The sequence below is a fragment of the Mycoplasma nasistruthionis genome (genome assembly GCF_006228185.1).
GTDB lineage: Bacteria > Bacillota_I > Bacilli_A > Mycoplasmatales > Metamycoplasmataceae > Mycoplasmopsis > Mycoplasmopsis nasistruthionis.
Map to the genome: position 1 here is coordinate 652,202 of NZ_CP040825.1, position 25,040 is coordinate 677,241.

Here is a 25,040-nt window from a genome sequence, read left to right on the forward strand (position 1 = left end):
AGTTTTAATGATTATTTAATTTTAGACAAAAAATTAAAAAGTGTAAAAAATGGAACAAAAACAAGGCTTTTTGATACTTTTTAATATTAATAATAAATATATAATTTAAATAATTATGAACGTATTCAAACTAAAATCTGACTATGCTCCAGCTGGAGATCAACCGAAAGCAATTCAAGAAATAACTGAAAATATTAAAAAAGGTATAAAAAACCAAGTTATCCACGGAGTAACTGGTTCAGGAAAAACCTTTACAATTGCAAACATTATTAAGAATTTTGACCGTCCAGTAATTGTTTTGTCACATACTAAAACACTTGCTGGTCAGCTTTATCATGAACTTAAATCTTTTTTTCCTGATAATGCTGTTGAATACTTTATTAGTTACTTTGATTATTTCAGACCAGAAGCTTATAAACCAGCGACAGATTCATATATTGAAAAGGATTCTAAAACTAATCAGCAAATAGAAATTTTAAGACTTAGTACCTTAAATTCACTTTTAACAAGAAGAGATGTTATAGTAGTTGCTTCAGTTAGTGCTATTTATGGTGAGTTAAACCCAGATGTTTATAAAGATGCTTTTTATCGCTTCTATGAAGGGATGAAAATACCTATTAAAGATTTTATAACCCAAATTATTAGAATTAAATATAAACGAAATGATGTTGATATAGAACCAGGTTTTTTTACTGTCAGAGGTGACACTATTACTATTAGGCCAGCTGATTCGGAAGATAAAGCAGTACGCGTTAGTTTTTTCGGTGATGAAATTGAGGAAATAGCAGTTCTAGACTCTTTTACAAGAGATGTGATTGAAAAAACAAAAATTTACACATTATCACCTGGAAATGCTTATGCAACTGATAATTCTATTTATGACGAAGTTTTACCTTTAATTCAAGATGAATTAAGTAAACAACTAGCAAAATTTAAAAAAGAAGAAAAAGTTTTAGAATACACTCGTTTAAACCAAAGAATTAAAAACGACATGGATGAAATGTCTGAGTTTGGCTTCTGTAAAGGAATTGAAAATTATTCAATGTACCTTGACGGTAGAACTTTTGGTGAAAGACCTTATACTTTATTGGATTATTTTCCAAAAGATTCTTTAATGTTTATTGATGAATCGCACAATTTTATTCCGCAACTACAAGCTATGTATCGTGGCGATTATTCTAGAAAGTCAACTTTAGTTGAATATGGTTTTAGATTACCTTCAGCTTTAGAAAATAGACCTTTAAAATTTGAAGAATTTGAAAGTGAGTTTGATTTTCAAAAATTTATGTTTCAGCAACGCCTGGTGAATATGAAAAAGAATTATCAAAGGATGCAATAGTACCTTTATATGTTAGACCTACTGGTTTGGTTGACCCTATTATTACTATTAAGCCAACAGAAGGCCAAATGCAAGATGTTTATCAAACAGTTTTAGATCAAAGAAAAAGAAATGAGAGAACTTTAGTTCTAACAACAACTAAAAGGCTTGCTGAAGAAGTTTCAAGCCATTTAACTTCAAAAGGGATTAAGGCTGCTTTTATTCACTCAGAACACAAAACATTTGATCGTAACGAAATTTTAAGAAGATTAAGATTAGGAACTTATGAAGTTGTTATTGGAATTAACTTGCTTCGTGAAGGAATAGATTTACCAGAAGTTTCAAAAGTTTTAGTTTTAGATGCTGGAGGAACAGGATTTGCTAGAGATGCTCGCAGCTTGATCCAAATTACCGGTAGGGCTGCTAGAAATGCAAATGGTGAAGCTGTTTTTTACACTGATGAAATTACATCAAATATTCAAAAGTGTCTTGACGATAATAAAATGAAGCGTGAAATTCAACTTGCTTATAATAAAGAACACAATATAGTGCCTAAAACAATTATTAAAGCAATTCCTGAAAGAATTACAGTCAATGGTGGGGCTATTAAGTTTGATGAGTTAACAATCATCAAATCACAAAGAAGTAAACACGCTAATGATGGCAAAACAATGACGCTGAAAGATACCATAGAAGATTTAAGAAAACAAATGGAACAAGCTGCTAAAGAAAGAAATTTTGAAAAGGCGATTGAATTACGTGACCTAATTTTAGAACTGGAGGGGGATAATGAAAAATAATGACAAGTTAATTGTTCAAGGTGCTAGAGAAAATAATTTAAAAAATGTTAATCTTGAATTACCTAAAAATAAATTGATTGTTTTTACAGGTCTTAGTGGATCAGGAAAAAGTTCTTTAGCCTTCAACACTATTTATGAAGAAGGTAGAAGAAGATATGTAGATTCATTAAGTTCATATGCCCGCATGTTTTTAGGTGGAACTAAAAAACCTAACGTTGATAAAATTGAAGGATTAAGTCCTTCAATTTCGATTGAACAAAAAACAGTCCACAACAACCCGAGGTCAACAGTTGGAACTGTGACTGAAATTTATGATTATTTAAGATTATTGTTTGCTAGAGTCGGAAAAGCTTTTTGTCCAACTCACAAAATTGAAATTACTTCTCAAACAAACAAAGATATTTTAAATAAGTTATATGAACTTCCTGAACAAACTAGATTAATTATTTATGCGCCACTAGTCGAAAATGAAAAAGGAACACATGCTAACTTACTTGAAAAGCTTAAAAAAGAAGGTTATAGTAGGGTTAGAATTGATGGAGATTTTTATTCATTAGATGACACTATTACTTTAGAGAAAAACTATAAGCATAATATTGATTTAGTTATCAATAGAATTGTTTTAAATGAAAACAACTATAACTTAATTGCTGAATCTATTGATGTGGCTGCTGAAAAAGCCAATGGTATGATAAAAGTTCAAAACGTTGATACAGATACAGAATTGCTTTTTTCTAAAACACAAGGATGTATTTATAAAGATTTTTACATGCCTAAAATTGAAACAAATTTATTTTCATTTAATGCTCCAAACGGAATGTGTAGTAACTGTAAAGGTTTAGGTGTTGAATTTAAAGCTGACTTTGATGCTATTGTTCCAGAATCGTGAAGAACAATTAATGAAAGAGCAATTGTTTATTTTGAAAACACTATTAATACAACTAATCTAGAATGACAAGAGTTTGATGAACTTTTAAAATATTATGATATTCCTAAAAATGTGCCAGTAGATGAACTGACTAAACAGCAATTAGATATCATCAAATTTGGTTCAAAAGAAGAGATTGATTTTGCTTTAGTTTCCGCAAGTGGAAATGTAACAAGAAGATACAAAGAAATTGAAGGAGTTGTATCTAAAATTGAGCGCTTATACTATGAAACAAGCTCTGAAATGAGAAGAGATTATCTTAAAAAATATATGGGTTCATTCACTTGTCATGTTTGTGGTGGAGCGCGTTTAAATCAATATGCTTTAGCAATGAAAATTGATAATAAAAATATTTATCAATTCACTGAATTGGCAGTTGATGTGGCTTTAGACACAATAACTGAATTAGTTGATAAATTTAATGAGCAAGAAAAAATCATTTCAAACTTAATTACTAAAGAGTTAATTGACAGATTATCATTCTTAAAAAATGTTGGTTTAGACTATTTAACCCTAAACCGTAGTGCTGAAACTCTTTCAGGAGGAGAAGCGCAACGGATCAGACTAGCGACTCAAATAGGCTCTAATTTAACCGGTGTTTTATATGTGCTTGATGAACCATCAATCGGACTTCATCAAAAAGATAACTTAAAATTAATTAGCACCCTGCGTCAAATGGTTGATATTGGAAACACATTAATTGTAGTAGAACACGATGAAGACACAATGTTTGCAGCTGATCATATCGTTGATATTGGTCCAGAAGCTGGAATTAATGGTGGAAACGTTGTTGCATCAGGTTCATTACAAGAAATAATTGATACTCCTGAATCAATAACTGGTAAGTACTTATCAGGTGAATGAACAATTGAAACACCAGCAAGACGTAGAAAAGGAAATGACAAATTTGTAACAATTAAAGGAGCAAGAGAAAATAACTTAAAAAATGTTAATATCACTATTCCTTTAAACAAATTTGTCTGTGTCACTGGAGTTTCTGGTTCTGGTAAAAGTACTTTGGTTAATGAAATTTTTGTTAATAGCTTACTTCACTATCTAGGACGTGCAGAAGGTTTAACCAAGAAAAAAGCTAAGTTTGACAACATTGATGGAATTTTCAATATTGACACAGTTTATCCTGTCGATCAGTCACCAATTGGGCGTACACCAAGATCAAATCCAGCAACATATACTAAAGTTTTTGATTTAATTAGAGACATTTATAGTAATGTTGAAGAATCAAGAATTAGGGGATATACAAAAAGCAGATTCAGTTTCAATGTTGAAGGTGGAAGTTGTGAAAAGTGCCGTGGTGATGGATATTTAGTTATTGAAATGCACTTTTTACCTGATGTTTATGTACCTTGTGACCAGTGTGAAGGTCAAAGATACAATCGTGAAACACTTGAAATTAAATATCATAACAAAAACATTGCTCAAGTTTTAGATATGTCAGTTGATGAAGCACTAGAATTCTTTGAAAATCAACATAAAATTGTTGAAACATTACAGATTTTAAAAGATGTTGGTTTAGGTTATATTAAATTAGGACAGATGTCAACAACTTTATCTGGTGGTGAAGCTCAAAGAATTAAATTAGCAGCTCACTTGCGTAAAAAACCTACAGGTAAATCAGTTTATGTGCTTGATGAACCTACTACAGGGCTTCATTCACACGATGTAAAAAAATTAATTTCCATTCTAAACAGAATTGTTGACAATGGCGATACTGTTGTTGTTATTGAACATAATTTAGATGTTATTAAATCAGCTGATTACATCATTGATTTAGGCCCAGACGGTGGAGTTAAAGGTGGTAAGGTTGTCGCTAAAGGAACTCCAGAAGAAGTTGCTAAAGTTAAAGAAAGTTACACGGGTCAATTTTTAGCAAAAATTTTAAATAGATAATACAGTTTTTAGATAAAAAAATTATTTTATAATTATTAATATAAGGTAAACATGTCTAGACAAAATAAGAAAATAAATGCTAAAAAAATCATTGATTTTTTTAACCTAAATATCATTAATAAAAATGATGCTGAACTTGAATATAACGACATTAAACAGCCTGCAATCAAACGTGTAGGCCTTGAATTAGCAGAACATTTCAATGGTGATCGTTTAAGCAGAAACGTTATTGCATGAGGTACAGGAGAGTCTAATTGATTTTCTATCATTGGTAAAGAAAAAGCTTATGCATCACTTGAATTCGTATTTAAACAAAAACCACCTTTAGTCATTTTGTCTAAAGGAGTTAATAAGCCTGCAATAAATTGAATAGTAGAAGTTGCAAACAAATACAGAGTACCTGTAGCTTTAGTTAAAACAAGTACTTCATATATTTCAACAAATATCGGTTCATACTTAAACAACTACTTTGGTGAATTGACTCAAGTGCATGGAACTTTGGTGCTAATTGGTGGTACAGGTGTTTTAATCACCGGTCAAAGTGGTGTAGGTAAATCTGAAGCTGCTCTACAACTCGTTCAAAATGGAGCGGTATTAATTAGTGATGATGCAGTACTAATTAGGGATAATGGTGATATTTTCATTGGTAGTTCACCAGAAATTACAAGAAACTTCCTAGAAATAAGGGGTACAGGTATTGTTGATATTAAAGTCCTATACGGGGTGGCATCAGTTGCTAAATCATCAATTATTGATCTGGTTATTGAGTTAGTTAAACAAGATGACAATGTTGAATTCGATCGTTTAGGTACTGATTTTATGGAGTATCCAGTATTTGGACGTTCAATTAAAAAAATGCAAGTACCAGTTAAAGCTGGTTCATCAGCAGCTTCATTAATTAAAGCAGCTGTTAATACATATTTAGCACGTATGGACGGTATGGACGTTTTAAGACTAATGACTGAGCGTGCAATGAAACAAGAGGAGGAATAAAATGGGAACAAGTCAGCCAGTATTTCCTAGTTATGTCCCTGATGTAGCTATTAAAGAAGGTACTTCAACAATTTTATTCAGTGTTGGTAGCTATCAGATGCACCTGTATTCACTGATGATTATGTTTGGGTTTATTTTCTCTATCTTGACAGTTTTATTTTATTGACATCGTAATAAATGAGACAGTAATGTTTTAATGATTTTAATCATGATTACAGTTCCAGCAGGGATTTTTGGTGGTCGTTTAGGATTTGTTATCGAAAGATTAATATACAATCCAGAAAATCCATTCCCAGGTTCCGCCTGATATAAGATATGAGAAGGTGGGATGTCAATTCAAGGTGGTGTTATTTTAGCAGGTAGCTTGGATGCATTTTATTTATGAACCCAGAGATCAAAAATTGACTTAAGAAAAGCATTTAATATAATTTTACCAGCCGTTTTAGTTGGACAATTTGTCGGACGTTTTGGAAACTATGCTAACCATGAAGTTTATGGAAGAATTGACTGAAGCGGAGCAAGCGCTCTTGCATTTGGTAAAACATTTGCGGATAACATGTTTATTAGTGATGCCGCTACTGATGCTTTAGGATTAAATGGTGCTTATAGATACCCATTATTCCTATATGAAGGACTTTCAAACTTAGCAGGATATATCTTATTATGTTGAGTATTTAACTTCTTTGGATTATTCAAACCAGGAGCAATTGGTCCAATGTATTTAATTTGATATGGATTAACCAGAGCATCTATGGAACCGCTTAGAGAAGAATCATTTGGACTATATTCAAGTGTTGCATGAATCTTTATGGGGTTAGGTGCATTAATGTTTATTTACTTCCAATTCTTTGCAAGATTTAAATACATCAGAACTTGACAAAAATATAGATTTGTGTATGAATATGCAGATCCAGAATACTACGATAATTATGTTAGAAACTCATCACCGAAAATGCTTGCAATTAGATTATCAAAATTTGTTTCTAAACTATATTATGAAGGTAAAACTTTATTAATTAAGAAATAATGAATCAAAAATGAATACTGAAAACAGTATTCATTTTTTGTTTAACTTAAAACATTTGCATTAATGAAATCAATTAATTCTGCAAAGTGCTTTTCTCTAGAATTTTTAGTTTTTAAATTATCAGTATTTATTCGATAAATTTTGTCATGACCAAATACATCATTAATTAACTGATTTTTCACTTCATCTTTTTTCTTTTGTATCATGGATGAATGATAAGTTTGTCCATCAACTTCGATTGCTAATAAAGGAATATATCTATCATTCTTTTGTTCAACAATAGCAATATCTACTCGTTTAGGGTGATTTGAGTCATCTAAAGGCAGTTGTGTTAGAACTTTAAGATTTAAATTTGCAAACTTTAAGTTTGCTTGTTTAATGTGGTTATAAACTTGAATGTAAACAATTTCTTCATAATCACTTTGAACAAATTGTAGTTCTTCATCAGCGTTGTTTTGATTTATTTCAATAACATTGCTTTGAATGTTATTGAATTGACTTAAATCTAAATCATTAAGAATTTGAATAAATTCATCAATCTTTTGTTGATAGTTATTCATTCAAGTTAAAATATCAATTTCAAGTATTTTTCAACCTTTATTTTTTAGCATTTGATTATGAAGATCAAAATCAAAATCTGTATGCTCATTAATTGCAATACCTAAAACAGGACAGTTATTGTAAAATACAGCAAAGTTTAAAGGGTGTTTTTCACTTTGAGCCTTATATTTTAATGTAAACCTAGGATTTAGTTTCTGCTTTAAAGTGTCATAAATGACTTTTTCAAAATCACTTATATTCAATTTAACATCTACAAAATATTCATGAATTAATGAATTTGGATCATATTGAAGTTTACTTAAATAAGTTTCAAAGTAGTTACTACTTTTTTCTAAGTCTCTTTGATTCTTAATGTAACTATATCTTTGTGCAGTTGAATAATTTAATGAATTAAAAACAATAACTTTTTCTTTAGCAAGTGATGTAGCAAAATGTCAAAGAGCAAAAGGTTCTTTACTATCTTTATAAAATGGTCCATGAACCTGAGTTAATTTATAATCTCAGTTAATACCATATGTTGTTCCGATAATTACAATATCTGGAATGTCTTTTTTATGTATATGATAAAGATTATAAAAATTGTTGTTATAGTTTTTGATAAAAATGTCTTTATCTTTAAAAATTACATCTATGTGTTGCTTTAAATAATTTTTTTGTTTTTCATTAAAAACAAAAACACCAATACTTTTATTAGGATGTAAATTTTTGATTTCATTGATTTTTTCAATAATTTTAGTAGCTTCTTGTACATTTATTCCACTAGAATTATTTTCATTAATAAAATCAATTGATTTTGTAGCATTAATATTTATTCATTCAATATTTAGATTCTTGTATTTATTACCATAATTAGGCAGTAAATTCATGTTTTCATAACTAGAAATAAGTTTTCTAATAGGATTTAAAAGATTTGAATTTAAACTAGTGTAATTTCATGATAAATCAGTAGATTTAGATTTGTTTTTATCTAAAAGCAGAGACAATAAATTGTTTTCATTTTCATAGTTTTTATCATTGTTTCCAAATATAATTTTTTGCTTAGTTTGTGAAGCTAATAAAGCAATATCTTTTAAGTCAAAAGCTTCAGCATCGTCAATAATTAAAGTATCAAACTCAAAATCTTTAATCTGTTCATAATATTCTTCAACATTTTCAACACTTAACAATAATGGAAAGCTTGCTTGATAACATTCATTAATCTTTTTAGTTAAATCTGCTGATGTATATAAAGGCTTAATTGTTGTTTTATTAGCTAATTTATTAGATATTTTAGTAATTTTGTTCTTTGTAGACTGATTTATTTGGTTTAAACAATCAGCTAAGATTTGTTGATATTGGATCAAACAGAATTTATAGAAATAATTATTTTTAACCTTATTTTTAAGGCAGGTTTCTGCAAAATCAACTAATCTGGAATTTTCCAGTCAGTAAGAATTGTTTAATACAAAATTATGTATTTTGTTGAAGTTTGTATTTAACAATTCAATCATTGAGTTTAAATTAGCAATTTCTAAAAATTCACTAGAAAATATGCCATCAATATTTTTAATGATATTTTTATCTCTTAATTCATTAAGATTTTTCAAGTTAATTAGTGAGAAATTAGTGCTTTGAGAAAATTCTTTTAAGTCTTTTATACCTATGTCACTAGCTATTTGGTTAATTTTTTGATAAATTTGCAAGGTTGAGGAATATTTTTTTAAGCTTCTAGGTACTGGTGGTTTAATAGTTAGTGAGTTCAATAATTCTTGTTGTTTATCAATTAATGCAACTGAAGGTTTTAAAACATTATTAAAAAATTCTACTAGTTTGTTGTAATTTAATTTTGGGGTGTATCTGTTGAATGAAAGAATAGAACTTCTAACATTTTTGTATTTTGAAGAAAACAACCTTTTGAAAAAGTTCTGATTGTTATTTAAAACTTCTTGTCATTCTTTGATTGTGTCTTGAGTGGGTTTATTAGATTTAAGAAAATCCATATTAATATCAAAATTTTCATAAATATTAAATTGTTTATTTATTTTATCTAGCTGCTGAATAATATTAATTTCTTTATCAAAGTCTTTTATAGCTGATAATTCAGTTTTTGAAAATACTTCTTTATGATGTATTCATAAATTAAAGAGTTCAAAAAGACTAGCAAAAGCAGTTTTGAAAGGTTTTTTGTTAAAAATATATAAATAACTTTGTCACTGTTGTTTTAATTCTTTGAGTAATTTTTCAACTTCTTTTAATTTATTAATATCTAATAAAGTTTTAAAGCTTTTGAAATTAAATAATTCAAAATTATTTGAGCTTAAAAAAGCATGTAAATCATTTATTGGTTTTTTAAATGAACTAAAAAAGTCATTATATAGTTCATAATCAGTAAGGGTTTTAGTTTGGATTAAATTAAAATAATTAATTACTGCTTGATAATAATTTATATCTAAATAAGGAATATTAGTTTGATAAATTAAAGTTGTGAATAACTCAGTATTTTTAGCAGGAAAAACATCAATATAGTCTTTTCTAATCAATTCATTATATTTGTTAATACTTGTGTTTAAATTTTCAAATTTTCCATCTGATAATTTTTTATCAAGAAGTAAATAGAATGGATTTGATAGTTTTTCTAGATGTTTTAAAACCGAATTGTTATTGCTAAAATGTTCTTTGGTTAAAATAAGAACCTTCTTATTTTTTGATATTAATGAAGCAGTAATATTGGCTAGTGTATATGATTTACCAACACCAGCTATAGAATTTAAAACAATATCTTTACCACTATGTGCAAGGGATAAAAGTTTTAATTGTTGTTGATTAATTTGTAAAAATGTGTAATCATTAAGACTTAATTGATCTTTTTGATTTAGAAAATCAAAAGCATTAGATAAAGTGAAATTTAATTTATCAATATTGTCTACCATTAAATCCAATGAATACAGTTCGTTTGATTTAATAAGTTGTAGATAGGCAATATATGTATTAACAGTTCACTCAGTCTTTTTATATTCCTTTTGTATTTTGTTACTTAATAAACTTCATAGCTTTTTCAAATTTGTCATATTAGGTTCTTTTTGAAAGTTTTCAAACATTTTGTCATTAATTTGAATATTGTAGTTATCTTTAAGTTTTTCAAGTAAGTGTTGATTAATATGAATTTTAGGATTAGATAAAGTGTATGCTTTAACTTGATTTCTTTTCTTTTTAAAAGTTATATAAACAAAACCAGAGTGTACAAAGTTATCTGAAGTTTCATTTTCTTTCCATTTTAAAATGCAAATAGGAAAAGCGATTATGCTTGCTTTGTCAAGGTCACAATTTTTGTCAATAAATCAAGGAAGATTGACGTAAGATTTTTGTTTCGCATTTTCTAGTAAGTTTAAGATTTGTTGAATAATATCTTGGTTTCTAAAGCTTTGTATTTTTAGGTCATTAATATTTATGTTTGTAAAGAACTTTTTATGAGTTAACTGATAAGCTCTTTTTGTATCTAAAAATTTCTTTATTAGGTTTGCATTTTCCATTAAACGCCTTTCTGTCGCTTAATTATTATAATATAAGAACTTTTAGCTAATTAAGGTCAAAACAAAAAACCTTCACAAAAGTGAAGGTTAATTTTTAACTATTTCAAGTTAATATTTCATCTTTTAAAGTTATTGGGTAATTTAATAATAAGTATTCAATAGCTTCTTGGAATTTAACATTTAATGAAGCCGAACCTCTAAGTTTCATTAATACTTTAAGTTGTTCAAATAAATCAAATGTAAAGATTTGTTTTGATATTTTAATAATTTCAAGCATACCAAAAGCTATTTCAAGATATGAAATTTTTGAAATGTGTCTGATACGTTCGTTGTGAATTCTAAATTTCATTTTATCTCATGGATAGTAAATAAATTTATCATCAATATGATACTTTTCAGGCAACGACATTAAAGCTTTTCTCATGTATTGATTCACATAACTTGGTGCTGTGTAACCAATTACGTTTTTAATAAATTTTTTGTACTCATTAACTAGAACTGGCGAGTATTTTCTAAGGAATTGATCTGACGTTAATCTTTTGTCTTTGTAATAAGCGTTGATAATGTCCATTTCAATATCATCATCTGGATAAGTTTCAAAGTCATAATGAACCTGTTTAGTTATCATTTGTGATTCAATTTCAACTTCTGATTCAGTATTTTCTTGTTCATCAAGAGCTTTGACTACATCTTTATTAGCAATTATTTCCTTGATGTAATCATGTAGTTTTGAAGTTGCAATTCATTTGTTTTTAAATCAATCTGTTGATCAAATACGATATATTTTTCAACCTTTTGATTCTAAAACTTGTTGACGCAATCTGTCCCTATCACGAGCACTTTTTGATGAATGATATAAAGCACCATCACATTCAATACCTAAAATAAATCTATTTGGATTGTCAGGATCAACTATAGCTAAATCGATTTTAAATCCTGAGCAACCAACTTGTTTTTCAACTGAATAACCAAGTTTAATTAATTCATTGTAAACTTCAAATTCAAATGGGCTATCAAATTCTCTTAATTCATTTGGCTGAACATTTTCATCAATTGTTTTACCAAATCTAGCAAAGTTCAAGTAGTTTTTAAAGTAAATTAAACCACTTTGATCAGTAGTTGCTTGATCTGCTGGTTTGATAACAATATCATCAGGTTTTAAAGAAGTAACTACAATTGTAGACTCTTTAGCTCTGGTAGTAGCAACATTAAGTCTTCTATAACCATTACCACTGTTGATTGGACCAAAACGTTGATAAACATTTCCATTAGCACTAGGTCCATAACAGGTACTTAAGATAATAATATCTCTCTCATCACCTTGAACTGTTTCAATATTTTTAACGAAGAAAGGATTTGTTTTTTCTTCACTTAAAAGAGTTGAATATTCAGGGTTTTTTAATAAGAATTTAGCTAAAGTGTTTTCAACTAACATTTGTTGCTTTTTGTTAAAACATACAACACCAACAGATTTAGTGTTTTTGAATTGTGCATAAATTTCTTTAATAACATTTACAACTCCCATTGCTTCTTGTTCATTAACATTATCAATGAATTGACCATTAACATATCTGTTAATAACGCCAGCAAATTGGTTAGGGTTGTCATGATTTGGGAATGTAATTAATTTCTTATAAATTAAAGTATTTGAAGGCATAATAAGCTCTTCATATTTACTTCTGTAGTGTCATAATAAAGGTACTTTATTACTAAATCCAGATGCAAATTCTAATAAACTTTCATATCCATCTGATTCAAGATATTCAATTTCATTTTCAGTGTTTTCTGTTAATTCGAAGAAGCTTGTAGGTGGTAGTTGGTGTCTATCTCCAGCAATAATTCATTGTTTAGCTCTAACCATAGAACCAATTGATGTTTCAACTTTAACCTGTGAAGCCTCGTCAAAAATAACAACATCAAAAGTAAAGTTAGGAATAGATTGGAAATATGAACTAACAGAAAGCGGAGACATCATTAAACAAGGTTTTAATGTTTGAATTAAATTAGGCATTAATTCAAACATTTTTCTAATTGGCATAATGTTTCTGGACTTGTTAGCTTCTCTTCTTAAAATGGCAACTTCATTTCAGTTTCCTTCTAAACTATTGATATTTGGAATACTGTGTAAGAAGTTTTCATTTATTTTGTGATGAGCGTTGTTGATAACTAGTTTCTCGTTGTTTGAGAATGATTTTTTAAATGCTTCTAGTTGAACTACACTATAGTCTGCAAGGTCTATAAGTTCTTTTTTGATAATTAAATTAACAACTTGTTTGGCAAAAACATCACCAAAATTTTGTTTTATGTTATTGTGCTGAGCATATGCTATGAATTCTTGTAAGTTTTTATCAAAAGTTTTTAAAATAGAATTTATGTAATTGAAGAATTGAAAACCTTTTTGATCTACTTGGAAATTAGTTGCTTGATATTTGACATATTGGTTTGAAAAACTATTTATATCTACTAAATTAGGATTAAATAAATCTAAGAAATTATTAAATATTTCAATGCCATTTTTGTTTTCAAATAAGTTATAAAGACTTTGATAAACTGAGCTTGTTGAATTGGCTCAAGCAAATATTTCTCTAATAAATGAAGGTGAGTCATTTAACTCTAAATTACCAAGATTTTTCTTAATATTGTAATATCAATTTAAGTTATCTAAATGTAGTTGTAAATCATTAAAATCAAGATTTACAAACTCTTTAGAATGAGTGTTTTTAAAAATGTCATTCTTTAATTGAACTAATTGAGATATTTCTTTTAAAACTTCAGCATCTTTAATTAAATCAGATTGCAGTTTTTTATTAATTCTTAAGTTTTTCAAGACTTTTTTAGCACTTCTATATTCTGATGAAAATAAAGAGCTTGTAAATCTTTTAAACCCTGTTCTATGGTGTTTGTTTAGTATATTATTAATATCTTTTCAATCATAATCTACTGTTTTTTCAACGTCATAATTGTCATTAATTAACTGAGCTTTTTGATGAATTGCTTTATATGTTTCAACAATTTCAGTAATTTGTTCTATTTCAAATTCTAAACTAACTATTTCTTCAATTTTTCAGTTAATTACATTGTTATTTTTAATGTTTTTGATTAATTGATAAAAGTTTTGAATTCAACTAGCAAATGGTTTAGTTTCACTTCCAGCAATTAATGTTTTTAAGATATTGTCTTGTAAATAAAATAGATTATTAAAGAACTCTAGAAATAGTTTAGATTTTTCAACCACATTATAGTATTCTAAATCAGGTTTAATACCCCATCAAATTGAAGAATATACTTCAAAATTATTCTTTACAAATTCATCATAAATTGAGTTTAATAAACCAACTTGTTTATCAAGTTGAGTTCTATCAATTTGATCAAAACCTTCAATATCAGAGTTATATTCATCAGTAACGTTATAACTGTAATATTTACCTAAAAGTTCATAAAGAGACAGCTGAATTGGTGTAATTACTTTACTTAATTTTTGATAGTAGTCATCTAAATAATCTCTATTTTGAGTAGTGTTATTTTGAATTGAAGCTAAAACTTCTTTGTTGTAAATCAATGATTGAGTACCAAGTTCTAAAGTTTCCATTAATTCATCTAAAACTTCTTTTTTATTTAGGTTTATATCATGAATTGGAAGCACTAATTTATCTAATTTGATTTTAGCTAAATTAGCTAAAACAACTTCTAAGGCTGCCCTTTTTTCAGCTACAAATAAGACCTTTTTACCACGAGCAATAAGTTCGGTAATAATGTTAGTAATTGTTTGAGATTTTCCAGTACCTGGAGGACCTTCTAAAACAAAACTTTGACCATTAATAGCATTTTGAATAGCTGCTTCTTGTGATGAGTCACTATCTAAAATGTGATAATAATTAGCATAATCAATATGTTTATCAACTGCATTAGGTGTAATTGTTTGACCTACTGCAATATTTTGACCAGTAAATGATTGGAAGAATTTAGAATTTAAAATTAAATCTTCATTTTGTTCCATGTCATTAAGCATGTTGATATTTGAGAAACTTAAGTTGGTTAATTCGATATTGTCAATAACTTCTCATCTTGAATCATTAACTTTTTGAATTTGTTGTTTAACAAACTCAATGTATTGATAAAACTTATCTTTAATTGATGTATTTTGTTTATTTTCATCATCCAAAGTTTCTTTAAGTTCTAAACTAATACCAAACATTAATTCAAGTTTTCTAATTAATGATAAGTTAAAAGCATAATCTAAGTCATTTAAACTAGCACTAAATGATTCTCTAGGATTTTTAGTTAAAACTGTTGGAATGAAAAATAAAGGTGAATAAAGTGTAGCACTAGATTCAGGGCTTTCATATCACTTTAAAAAACCAACACAGAAATAACTTATTTCAACTGAAAATTCTTCACGAGATAATTTAGCAGCTTTGTTAATGTTTCTTAAAACTGCTTCAAGTTTAGTTGAAGTTAAATTTGTTACTAAATCTTTATTTTTAGCATAGTTAAAATTTAATTCATCTAAAATTGTCAAAATATCTTGTTTTGAATATTGTTCTTGACGCTGAATTGTTGATAATTCAATATCATCAATATCTGTTTCAGTTAAGTTATAAAAATGAACATTTCTTACTTCATTGTCAACATAGTCTAAGAATTTATCAACATCAGGATAAACAATTCTAACTGAACCTGTTTTTGTTGATTTGTAATTAATAAACTTATTTCTTAACGAATAATCAATTAACTTATCTTTTCATTTACTAAGATTTTGTTTAAAAATATCTTTATCCATATTGCCTCTTTTGTAGCTTTAATTAAGGTGTAAACGACTTATTTTCAATATTAAGTCTTTATTTAAATTATCATTTATTTTTTACAAAATCGCAGTAACATATTGTATTTTTTCAATGTGATGCAAAAAATTAAAGTTTAAAATGCTTTTAAAGTAGCATAATTAAGTAAAAAGTGCGTTTTCAGCTAATTTTTAAGCAATAAAAGCACTTTTTGTTTATAACTTGTTATAATTACCAAAAGAGGTTGTATGAATAAACAATATGATTTAGTAATAATTGGTGCTGGACCAGCAGGTTTAAATGCTGCACTTTATGCTTCAAGAGCAAATATTAGTGTTGCATTTATTGAAAAAGGTACTCCTGGTGGTAAATTATCAGCAACTAGTAAAGTAGAAAATTGAATAGGTACAGAAATTATTGATGGTTGACAATTAGCTCTTAATTTCTTTGAACATGCTCAAAAATTTGGAGCTGTTTACACCTATGGTGATGTAGTAAACGTTGAAAACGTGTCAAATAAACTTAAAAAAGTTCATTTAGCAGATGGTTCAATTATTGAAGCAAAAGCAGTATTAGTAGCTACTGGAATGAAAAACAGAATTCCTACTTTTATTGAAAATATTGATAAGTTTACTAACAAAGGTGTTAGTTATTGTGCAATTTGTGATGGACCATTATTTGGTAAAAATCCTACATTAGTTCTTGGTGGTGGAAATTCAGCTGTTGAAGAATCAACTTATTTATCAAGCATAGCTTCTGAAGTTCATTTAGTTATAAAAGACAATGATTTTACAGCTGAAGCTAGATTGGTGCAAGATTTATTAAAATTACCTAATGTTAAGGTTTATCGTAATTCACAAATCAAAAAACTTGATGGTGATTCAATGTTAGAAAGTGCTGTTATAGTTGATAAAGATGGAAACGAAACAACAGTAAAAGTATCATCATTCTTCCCTTACATTGGAATGGAGTCAACTGCTTGATTTTTAAAAGATTTAGATATTCTAGATGAAAGAGGATTCATTATTACAGATGAATTTATGGAAACTAAAGTTCCAGGAATTTTTGCAGCTGGTGATATTAGACAAAAAGACATTAGACAAATAGTAACTGCAGCTAATGATGGTGCTATTGCTGGAAAGAAAATTGTAGACTTAATTAATTCAGAGAATTAAAAAACAGGCTTAAGCCTGTTTTTATTATTCTTCGATATAAATATTTTCCAAATCATCAAATCCATATCTTTCAGTTCCGTAGTATGGATTATTTAAATCTTGGATATTTTCAAAGTGTGGTTTATATTGTTGTTTTGAATAACCTCAAAACGGATTGTTAAATGGATGAACAAATGAAGGTTGAAGAATTACGACTGGTTTGTTAATGTCGTAATTTCAATTAAATTCATTTTCAATACTATCCATTTGAGGTCAAACAGCTTCGTTTCATATTAGGTCTTGTTGTTTTTTAAGTGAAAAATTATTAATATTGACTGAATTTATTATAAATAATTGTTGTTTATCTGATTTAGGTAGTTTTATATTTAATACAACTTTTTCATCTTCTGTATTATCATAATCATTTAGTAATAATTTTTTTGATTCTTCAATATCGTTTCAAAAGTCTAAATCAAATGTGTTTGCTGTGTATAAAGCTAATCATAAATTTAATGACAATGCTTGACCTTGCGAGTTAGCATCATTAAATTCTTGTAATAATGAATTCAGTTTGTTTCTAAAATCAGATGGTAATTCAAAGTAGTTTTGATTTACTGTTCATCTGTCTTTTATTAATCAATTTGACAAGTCAATTTGTTTTAATTTTGTTTCTATAAAGTGTGAATACTCTTCAAAAGTCTTTAATTTAGGTAAGTATGCAAAGTTTATATAATTCGATTCAAAGTGAGTTTCAACTTCAGAACCTTGTTTTAATATTTCTTTTTCTTCCTTATTAATTCTAATTAGATAGTTACCAAAATTGTTTATTTGATTTTTAGGAATATTTAAACTAATATAATAATTATTTTTATTACCTTCAGAGTTAATTTTATAACCCTTAAATGATGGCATTAGTCCATGATATGATCATAATTTTAATGTTTTGTTATTTCAATTTAAAGTATCTGAAATTAATTTAGAGTTATCAACAATTTGGTTTAAAGATTTGAATTTTTTGTTGTTTTTTCAATTTGGATTATTCAAAGAAAAAGCTTTTTCAAGGTTATAAAGATATGATAGACTCTCGTTAGAAGCATTAAAGTTATAATAAAGTTTATAAACATTTTCAGCTATGTTGAATTCAGGATTAAATTCTATGTCTTTACCAATTGATTTGTTATCAGAATTATGTTTATTAAAAGGATCGGTGTATTTTTCATATTCTTCATTGTTTTCAGTTATAGCAATATCATATTGACTTTGGTTAAATATAGGCACATAATTTCTATACATAATGAAGTTGTGATATGTCTGATATTGCATTAAATAAATTGAATATAAATTCATCTTTATTATGTTTAATAAAACTGAATTATCAAGAATGTTGGATATAGTTGCTTGCTCGTTTCAAGAAAAGCTTTTATATTCAAGAGTGTCCTTAAAAGTTTTAATGGCATTCTTGTGGCTATTAATAAGTAATAAAAGTTCAGTATTTTTAGTGTAGTTTGATTTTTTTGGTTCAGTAATGTGTTTAAGTAAGTTATTTAATTCAATTTGTTGATTTTTATTTATTGAATTTAAATATGTAGTTTTTACATTTTTATTGTTTTCTAAGTTAGAGTTATTTTGACAAGATAAAGGTATAAGGCAACCAAGTAGCAGCGTTCAAGAGAATTTAAATATTCGTTTCATTTAAACAGTAAATCTCCAATTCATTGTTAATAATTTTTTCATATGCTGAAACAAACTCTTTTAAAACTTGGTTAATATAAGTATCATTAGCTCAGTTTTTTGAATTCATATAACTTCTTAATTTATACAACATGTATTTTAATTGAGGAAAACTCATAAACACATCTACTGCATTAACTTTTCTTAAAGAAACTAATGGCAATGGCGAAATGAAAAGAAATTTTAAAAAGTTTTTTATTGACTTTTTCATTTTTTATATTTCTCCTATTTTTTTATTTATAACTTCTATTAGTGATGTTTTTGGTGAAACTCAAATTTTTAATTTGTGCAAATCATTTTTAGGGTTATTTAGAATTTCGTTTTTTATTAAAGCTATATTATTGTTAAATGAAATTTGAACTAATTGATCTAAATCAGCAGAATTCACTAAATAAATTGCTAAATTATTTTTTTCCAAATCTGAAGAAATAGAGATTTTAAAATAAGTTTCTTTATTATTTAGATTATTTAGCTCTAGCAAGTTGTTGTTTTCCAGATTTATTTTTTTAAATTCTTCTAAGTTTATCTGGTTGTATAAAATTGATGAAAAATCAAATGTTTTATCTTCAATATTTTTAAAATAATATTTATTTTTAATTTTTTCAGAATAAAGATAAGTATTGATTAAATGTTTCTGAAACATTTGGTTTTCATAATCATTTTTTAAAATACTGTTTGAAAAACTGTTATCACTTCAAGTTACATATTTTGATTTTGTAAATTCATCAAAACTTAATAATTTAGGTAAATAAGCAAAAATTAATTCAGTGTATTTTTGATCTGTATTTTGAATATTTGATGTCTTCAATTTATAAAATAGTTTACCAATCTGATCATTTGAATTAAAAGGAACATTTAATTTTATGAAAAGATCAGTTTTTGTATTATCAGATTTAGTTGAAACGAGTTGCGGTCAAACTTTTATTAAACTATTTGCATTAGATAATGACTGATATTGATTTTCTAAATTGTTACCATCTTTCTTAGAAGTTTCAAAAACCTTTAAAGGAAGTTTATACATATCATCTATGGTAAACAAACTAGAGCTTTTATAATCAAACATATCATTTGTTAATTTATTTGTTGTAATTTTGTTGTATGAAGAATAATCAAGAAAGTTTTCTAAAGTTTTATCAAATTCCATAAAATCTTGATTTTGCAACACTTTAAAATAAGATATGTAGTTATTTAAGTATTTAATATATAAATTTATTTCAAAAACTTGATTAAATTCATTAAAGAATTCTGATTGTTCTTGTATTGTTAAATCAATAAAAGGATACTCTGACTTTTTATAATTTTCAAACACTTGTTTATATGTTCTAACAAACTCTTCGTTTAATGAAATTTTTAAAATTTTAAAATCTAAGTCATTAATGTATTTAGATAAATTTGTTAAACTCAAACCAACATGTGTCGGAGTTGGTAAAAATATTTTTTGTTTTATTGAGCTGTCAATAGCTCTGTTTATTTTTATTTCTTGATCTAGGGTTAAAGTTGTATCTTGACAACCAACTAACCCTAAAACAGGAAGTAATGATAAAGGTAGTAGTTTAAATATTTTTTCATATATAAGGCCTTATTTATTTTTATTTCATTTAAATTATTTAACTTTTGATGCAAAAAGTTTTCTAAATGTATTTTGCTATAAATGGATTATGGTAATTTTGCAGAAATCTGCAATTTTTAAATGTGTTTTTTCATAATAACGATGGTTTGATATATAAAGTAAACAAAAAAGAAAAGCCAAGGCTTTTCTTTTAAATTTTTAAAACAATTTAAATCTATTATCGTCTGGTAAATCTTTGAAAAGATCAAAGGTTTTTTCTAGTTTACCAAATAAAGTAGTGTTAACTTTAGAACGTTTTTGAAAATCTTCTTTAGATTTAAATTCTTCCTGTTCTCTTGCTTCAACAATTTGTGAAGCAACAGCTTCTCCAAGTCCTTCAACAGCTGAAAAAGGAGGAATTAAGGAATTATTTTCTCGATCAATAGTTCATTCTGAAACAGCTGATTTTTCTAAAGATAAATTAGATATAGAAATTCCTCTAGCATACATTTCTCTTGCGATTTCCAAAGTTGCTAAAATACCTTTTTCTTTGTCAGTAGCATATTGATTTGAACTTATTTCTTTTATTCTTTGATTAATTTTTGATTTAGAAGAATCATTAATCATAGTTTCTAAATCAAATTCTTTTGATCTTGTTGTAAAGAACGTTGCATAATATTCGATTGGTCTATAAACCTTAAATCAAGCAATTCTTCATGCCATTAAAACATAAGCAGCTGCATGGGCTTTAGGGAACATATATTGAATTTTTTGGCAACTGTCAATATATCAATCTGGCACATTATGAGCTTTCATAATTTGAACCTGACTGTCTTCAAGTCCTTTACCTTTACGAACTCTTTCCATTATTTTAAAGGCAGTTAGAGGTTCTACATTTTTTGATATTAAATAAACCATAATATCATCACGACAAGAAATAACTTGATTTAATTTAAACCCTTGTTGTTTAATTAAATCTCCAGCATTACCTGTTCAAACATTTGTACCATGTGATAAACCAGATAATGAAACTAGGTCGGCAAACGATTCAGCTGAAGATTCATGAAGCATACGACGAACAAAGTTTGTACCAAATTCAGGAATACCTAAAGCGCCAGTTTTTTCACCACCAATGTCATCAGGTGTAATACCTAAAGCATCTGTATTTCTAAAAATTGACATAACTTTTAAGTCTTTTTTAGGTATATCTTTTCTAACATCTAAACCTGTTAATCTTTCAAGCATTCTAACAGCTGTGGGGTCAACATGACCTAATAAGTCTAATTTTAAGACGTTTTCATGAATTGCGTTGTAATCTAAATGGGTTGTACGCATATTTTTGTCATTATCATCTGATGGATAATTAACAGGAGTAAACATTTCAGGGTCATATTCCTTAGGAATAACGATAATTCCACCAGGGTGTTGACCTGTAGTTGCTTTAATACCTGTTAAAGTAGAAGTTAAATAATCAACTAAATGATTATCAATATCTAAATTATAGTTTTCAATAGCATTTTTAATGTGTCCAAAAGCAGTTTTAGTTTGAAGTGTTGATATAGTTCCTGCTCTAAAAACGTGCGATTCACCAAAGAGGTTTTGAACCTCTTTGTGAATAATTTCTTGAAAATCACCTGAGAAGTTTAAGTCTATATCAGGAGTTTTGTCAGCATTAAATCCTAAAAATGTTTCAAATGGAATTGTTTGTCCATCTTTATCTAATAAGGAATTACATTGTGGACAATTTTTATCTTCTAAGTCAAATCCAGAAGTAATTTCTGGATTTGAAGATAGTTCAAAATATTTACAGTTATTACAGATATAGTGTGCTGGAAGGGGATTGATTTCAGTAATTCCAGAGAAAGTAGCAACAAGTGAAGAACCAACACTTCCACGACTACCTACTAAATAACCGTTATCTAAAGAATATTTAACTAAAATATGTGAAATTCAGTAAATAACATCAAAACCATGTTCAATAATAGGGGTTAGTTCTTTGTTAATTCTTTCTACTATTATTTCAGGTAAATTTTCACCGTATTTTTCTTTAGCCGTTTTTCAAACTAATTCAGGAAGCTTAACTTTTGAGTTATCAAAGTTAGGTGTATATAAATCCTTATGAATAACAATGATATTATCATCAACCATATCAGCAATTCGATTAGTGTTTTCAACAACAATTTCATATGCAAGTTCTTTGTTGTTTAAAAACTTAAATGAATCAACCATTTCTTCGGTTGTATAAAACTCTAATTTAGGCAGTTTTAAAGTACCATTTTTAGCTTTAGAAGTGTTAAATAAAAAGTGTGTACTATTGTTTTTTCCTTTAGAGTGGACTAAACCAATAAATGACATTTCAGATGATGAATCTTTATATCTAACATCACCAGTGGCAACAGGTATTTTTCCATGTTTTTTAGCTAAATTAATTAAGTGATTAATGCTTTCATAGATTTGATCTAAAGACATTCCATCATTATTGTCTATCATATGTGTTAAAGTGTTAGGGTTAGGAATTTCAACATAATCAACTAGTTTAACTCATTTTTCAATTTCAATATCTGAAGAATAAAATAAAGCATCTATTAAATGTGATTGTAAACCACCTGAACCAATAATTAGGTCTTCAGTGTCTTGCAGATCTTGTAAAAATAATTTAGGAGAACCAAAAAGTCTTTCTGTTAAAGTCTTAGAGACTAGCTTAAACAGTTTTTTTAATCCATTTTGATTCTTAGCTAAAACATTAATGTGATATGACCAAGTTTTATTGTAAACATTAGGTTCAGAGATTTTTTCAAAGTCTAAAAAGTTTACAATTCCACGTTTTTCTAAATCTTCAATAGCAAAGATTCAAGCTTGCGCTAAAACATTAGCATCATAGTCAGCACGGTGAGCAACTGTAGGGTCATATTGAACTTTATATCTATCACAGAAGTTTTCTAGTCTGTGTTTTGATTGTTCTAAAAATAAAAATCTTGAAATATAAAGAGTATCAACAAAAAATGTATTAGGCAATGGTCTATTGTGTTCTATGAATTTTTGAAAAATATAATGCATGTCAAATTTAGCATTGTGAGCTACACAAATTCTATTATTTAACATTTCATACATTATGTCTAAAGATTCTGAAGTTTCTATACCAAAATCAATTAACATCTGGTCAGTAATTTTAGTTAGTTCTTTAGTGGTTGGTTTTAGAGGTTTGCTTGCTTTGACAAAAAACTGTTTTTTGTCAATAATTTGACCATCTTTAACTATTGATGCTCCAAACTCAATAATTTCACCATGTCTAGGAGATAAGGAGGTTGTTTCAATATCTAAAACAACGTATTCTTGGTCTGCAATTTTTAGATCTTGATTTTGATAGTTTAATAGAAAATGATGTTTTTTATCTATGACATCAAAAGCTACTCCATAAATAGGTTTAACACCTTGTTTTTTCGCTGAATAAAAGAAGTCTGGAAAACCTTGAACACCATTTGCGTCAACTAAGGCAACTGCTTTGTGCCCTAAGTTTTTAGCAATAGAAATAATTTCATTAGGTTCTAATAAACCATCCATTGTGGTCATTTTTGATCTAGTATTTAACTCAACACGTTTAGTTTCATATTTATCTTGTTTAACAGGTCTTGTGTCATCAATTTTGACAAAATGATTTAATGTAATGCTCTTAATTCTTGTTCCATCACTTGCCCTTTTGCTGTATTGGTTAACTGTAACTCTAGCAAAAGCTTCGATGAATTCATTAACTTCTGGTACTTCAACTTCTCTGCCTTCACGGTAAAAAACCGTAGCTTCAATTCCTGATTTAAAGTCAGTAATACCTAAGGTATAAATTTTTAATTTTTTATCTGCTATTTCTCTTACATCTTTTTTATAAACAAAACCTGAAATTGAAACTAAATCACCTTCTGATATATCTTCAGAGTTATGAATGTCTTTAATATCCATTTTAATATATTGATTTGGTTTAGGTTTTTTAAAGAACTTAGGAGCTTCAACAAATTCCTGCTCAGCTTCATAATGGTGCTGATTTTCTTTATTTTCTTTACGAATTTGCTCTTCAATACTTTCCAATTCAACCTTAAGTTCAAAATGAGGAATTAACTTTAAATTAGGTAAAAAATTAGCATTAAAGTAATTGTTAACCATATTAGTTAATGATTGATAAGTTTGACTATTTTCTAAATCAAAATAATTAAAAAATCATGTTTGATTTTGTATATCAAACTGTAAATCAGTTTGATTAGAAACTGCTTGAGCTAAAATAGTATTTTTAAAATGACTATTTTTGTTAATGATAGTATATAAGGCTTTTTGTATATTAACAGATGACAAATCAACATTTTCAAACAAATACTTAATTATTCAATTATGTTTTTTAGCAATTCTTTGTAATTCAATCAATTTATTAAAGTCTGGAAAAGAATTTAAAGTCATTGAAATATTTAAAAAAGTCACTGTTTCACCTGATTGAGTTTTTTGTGAAACTAAACCTTCTTTGTTTATTTTCAAGATTTGAAAATCACTAAATTGATCAATATTTACTGATCAAGAATTTTGAATAAGTGTTAAGAATTTTTGAACAGTTTGGTCATTATTAATATTCATATTGCCTCCTATGTTATGATAAAAATTGAAATATAAGCTATTTTAATTTAAATAAATTGGATTAATATTTCTGATTTATATTAACCTTAAAATTAATAATTTAATTATATATCTTTACTTAATCATTAGACAGGTTATAAAGTCAAAATTATTGGAAAATGTTTTTATTT

At 27.2% G+C, this 25,040-nt stretch carries 12 protein-coding genes; 6 read left to right on the forward strand and 6 right to left on the reverse strand.

Going from position 1 to position 25,040, the window contains the following annotated elements; all coding sequences use genetic code 4:
• Window positions 1-115: 115 nt before the first annotated feature.
• Genes FG904_RS03475 through lgt form a run of 5 tightly spaced genes read left to right on the forward strand, consistent with a single transcriptional unit; the run spans window position 116 to window position 6,974 of the window.
• The gene (locus tag FG904_RS03475) at window positions 116-1,339 is read left to right on the forward strand and encodes a DEAD/DEAH box helicase family protein (RefSeq protein ID WP_338044328.1); all 1,224 of its coding nucleotides are present in this window, start codon (window positions 116-118) and stop codon (window positions 1,337-1,339) included.
• A 26-nt stretch (window positions 1,340-1,365) separates the two neighbouring features.
• The gene (locus tag FG904_RS03480) at window positions 1,366-2,118 is read left to right on the forward strand and encodes a helicase-related protein (protein ID WP_338044329.1); all 753 of its coding nucleotides are present in this window, start codon (window positions 1,366-1,368) and stop codon (window positions 2,116-2,118) included.
• On the forward strand, window positions 2,108-4,954 hold the full coding sequence (uvrA, locus tag FG904_RS02705; RefSeq protein ID WP_139592380.1) for an excinuclease ABC subunit UvrA: 2,847 nt from the start codon (window positions 2,108-2,110) through the stop codon (window positions 4,952-4,954). Before FG904_RS03480 ends, uvrA begins: the two co-directional genes overlap by 11 nt.
• A 51-nt stretch (window positions 4,955-5,005) precedes the next feature.
• On the forward strand, window positions 5,006-5,947 hold the full coding sequence (gene hprK / locus FG904_RS02710) for an HPr(Ser) kinase/phosphatase (protein WP_139592381.1): 942 nt from the start codon (window positions 5,006-5,008) through the stop codon (window positions 5,945-5,947).
• Between the two features lies 1 nt (window position 5,948).
• Window positions 5,949-6,974, forward strand: coding sequence for a prolipoprotein diacylglyceryl transferase (lgt, locus tag FG904_RS02715; RefSeq protein WP_139592382.1), 1,026 nt, complete (start codon window positions 5,949-5,951; stop codon window positions 6,972-6,974).
• Between the two features lie 41 nt (window positions 6,975-7,015).
• Here the strand turns inward: lgt and FG904_RS02720 are convergent, their stop codons facing one another.
• Together FG904_RS02720 and FG904_RS02725 are read right to left on the reverse strand one after the other, a co-directional pair.
• Window positions 7,016-11,044 (reverse strand): hypothetical protein, encoded by a 4,029-nt coding sequence (locus FG904_RS02720; protein WP_139592383.1) that lies wholly within the window; start codon window positions 11,042-11,044, stop codon window positions 7,016-7,018.
• 94 nt (window positions 11,045-11,138) lie between these two features.
• Window positions 11,139-15,824, reverse strand: a complete 4,686-nt coding sequence (locus FG904_RS02725; protein ID WP_139592384.1) for a DUF4011 domain-containing protein — start codon at window positions 15,822-15,824, stop codon at window positions 11,139-11,141.
• 249 nt (window positions 15,825-16,073) lie between these two features.
• Between FG904_RS02725 and FG904_RS02730 the strand changes: the two genes are divergently transcribed.
• Window positions 16,074-17,000: an NAD(P)/FAD-dependent oxidoreductase gene (locus FG904_RS02730; protein WP_139592385.1), complete on the forward strand. Its 927-nt coding sequence runs from the start codon at window positions 16,074-16,076 to the stop codon at window positions 16,998-17,000.
• 24 nt (window positions 17,001-17,024) lie between these two features.
• Here FG904_RS02730 and FG904_RS02735 read toward each other — a convergent pair whose 3' ends face one another.
• The 4 genes from FG904_RS02735 to FG904_RS02750 all read right to left on the reverse strand — a co-directional run bounded on the left by FG904_RS02735 (window position 17,025) and on the right by FG904_RS02750 (window position 24,870).
• Window positions 17,025-18,671: a hypothetical protein gene (locus tag FG904_RS02735; protein WP_139592386.1), complete on the reverse strand. Its 1,647-nt coding sequence runs from the start codon at window positions 18,669-18,671 to the stop codon at window positions 17,025-17,027.
• A complete protein-coding gene (locus tag FG904_RS02740; RefSeq protein WP_139592387.1) occupies window positions 18,655-18,921 on the reverse strand; it encodes a hypothetical protein in 267 nt (88 codons plus the stop codon). The genes FG904_RS02735 and FG904_RS02740 overlap by 17 nt, the downstream gene beginning before the upstream one ends.
• A 3-nt stretch (window positions 18,922-18,924) precedes the next feature.
• The gene (locus FG904_RS02745; protein ID WP_139592388.1) at window positions 18,925-20,115 is read right to left on the reverse strand and encodes a hypothetical protein; all 1,191 of its coding nucleotides are present in this window, start codon (window positions 20,113-20,115) and stop codon (window positions 18,925-18,927) included.
• 363 nt (window positions 20,116-20,478) lie between these two features.
• Window positions 20,479-24,870 (reverse strand): PolC-type DNA polymerase III, encoded by a 4,392-nt coding sequence (locus tag FG904_RS02750; protein WP_139592389.1) that lies wholly within the window; start codon window positions 24,868-24,870, stop codon window positions 20,479-20,481.
• Between the last annotated feature and the right edge of the window lie 170 nt (window positions 24,871-25,040).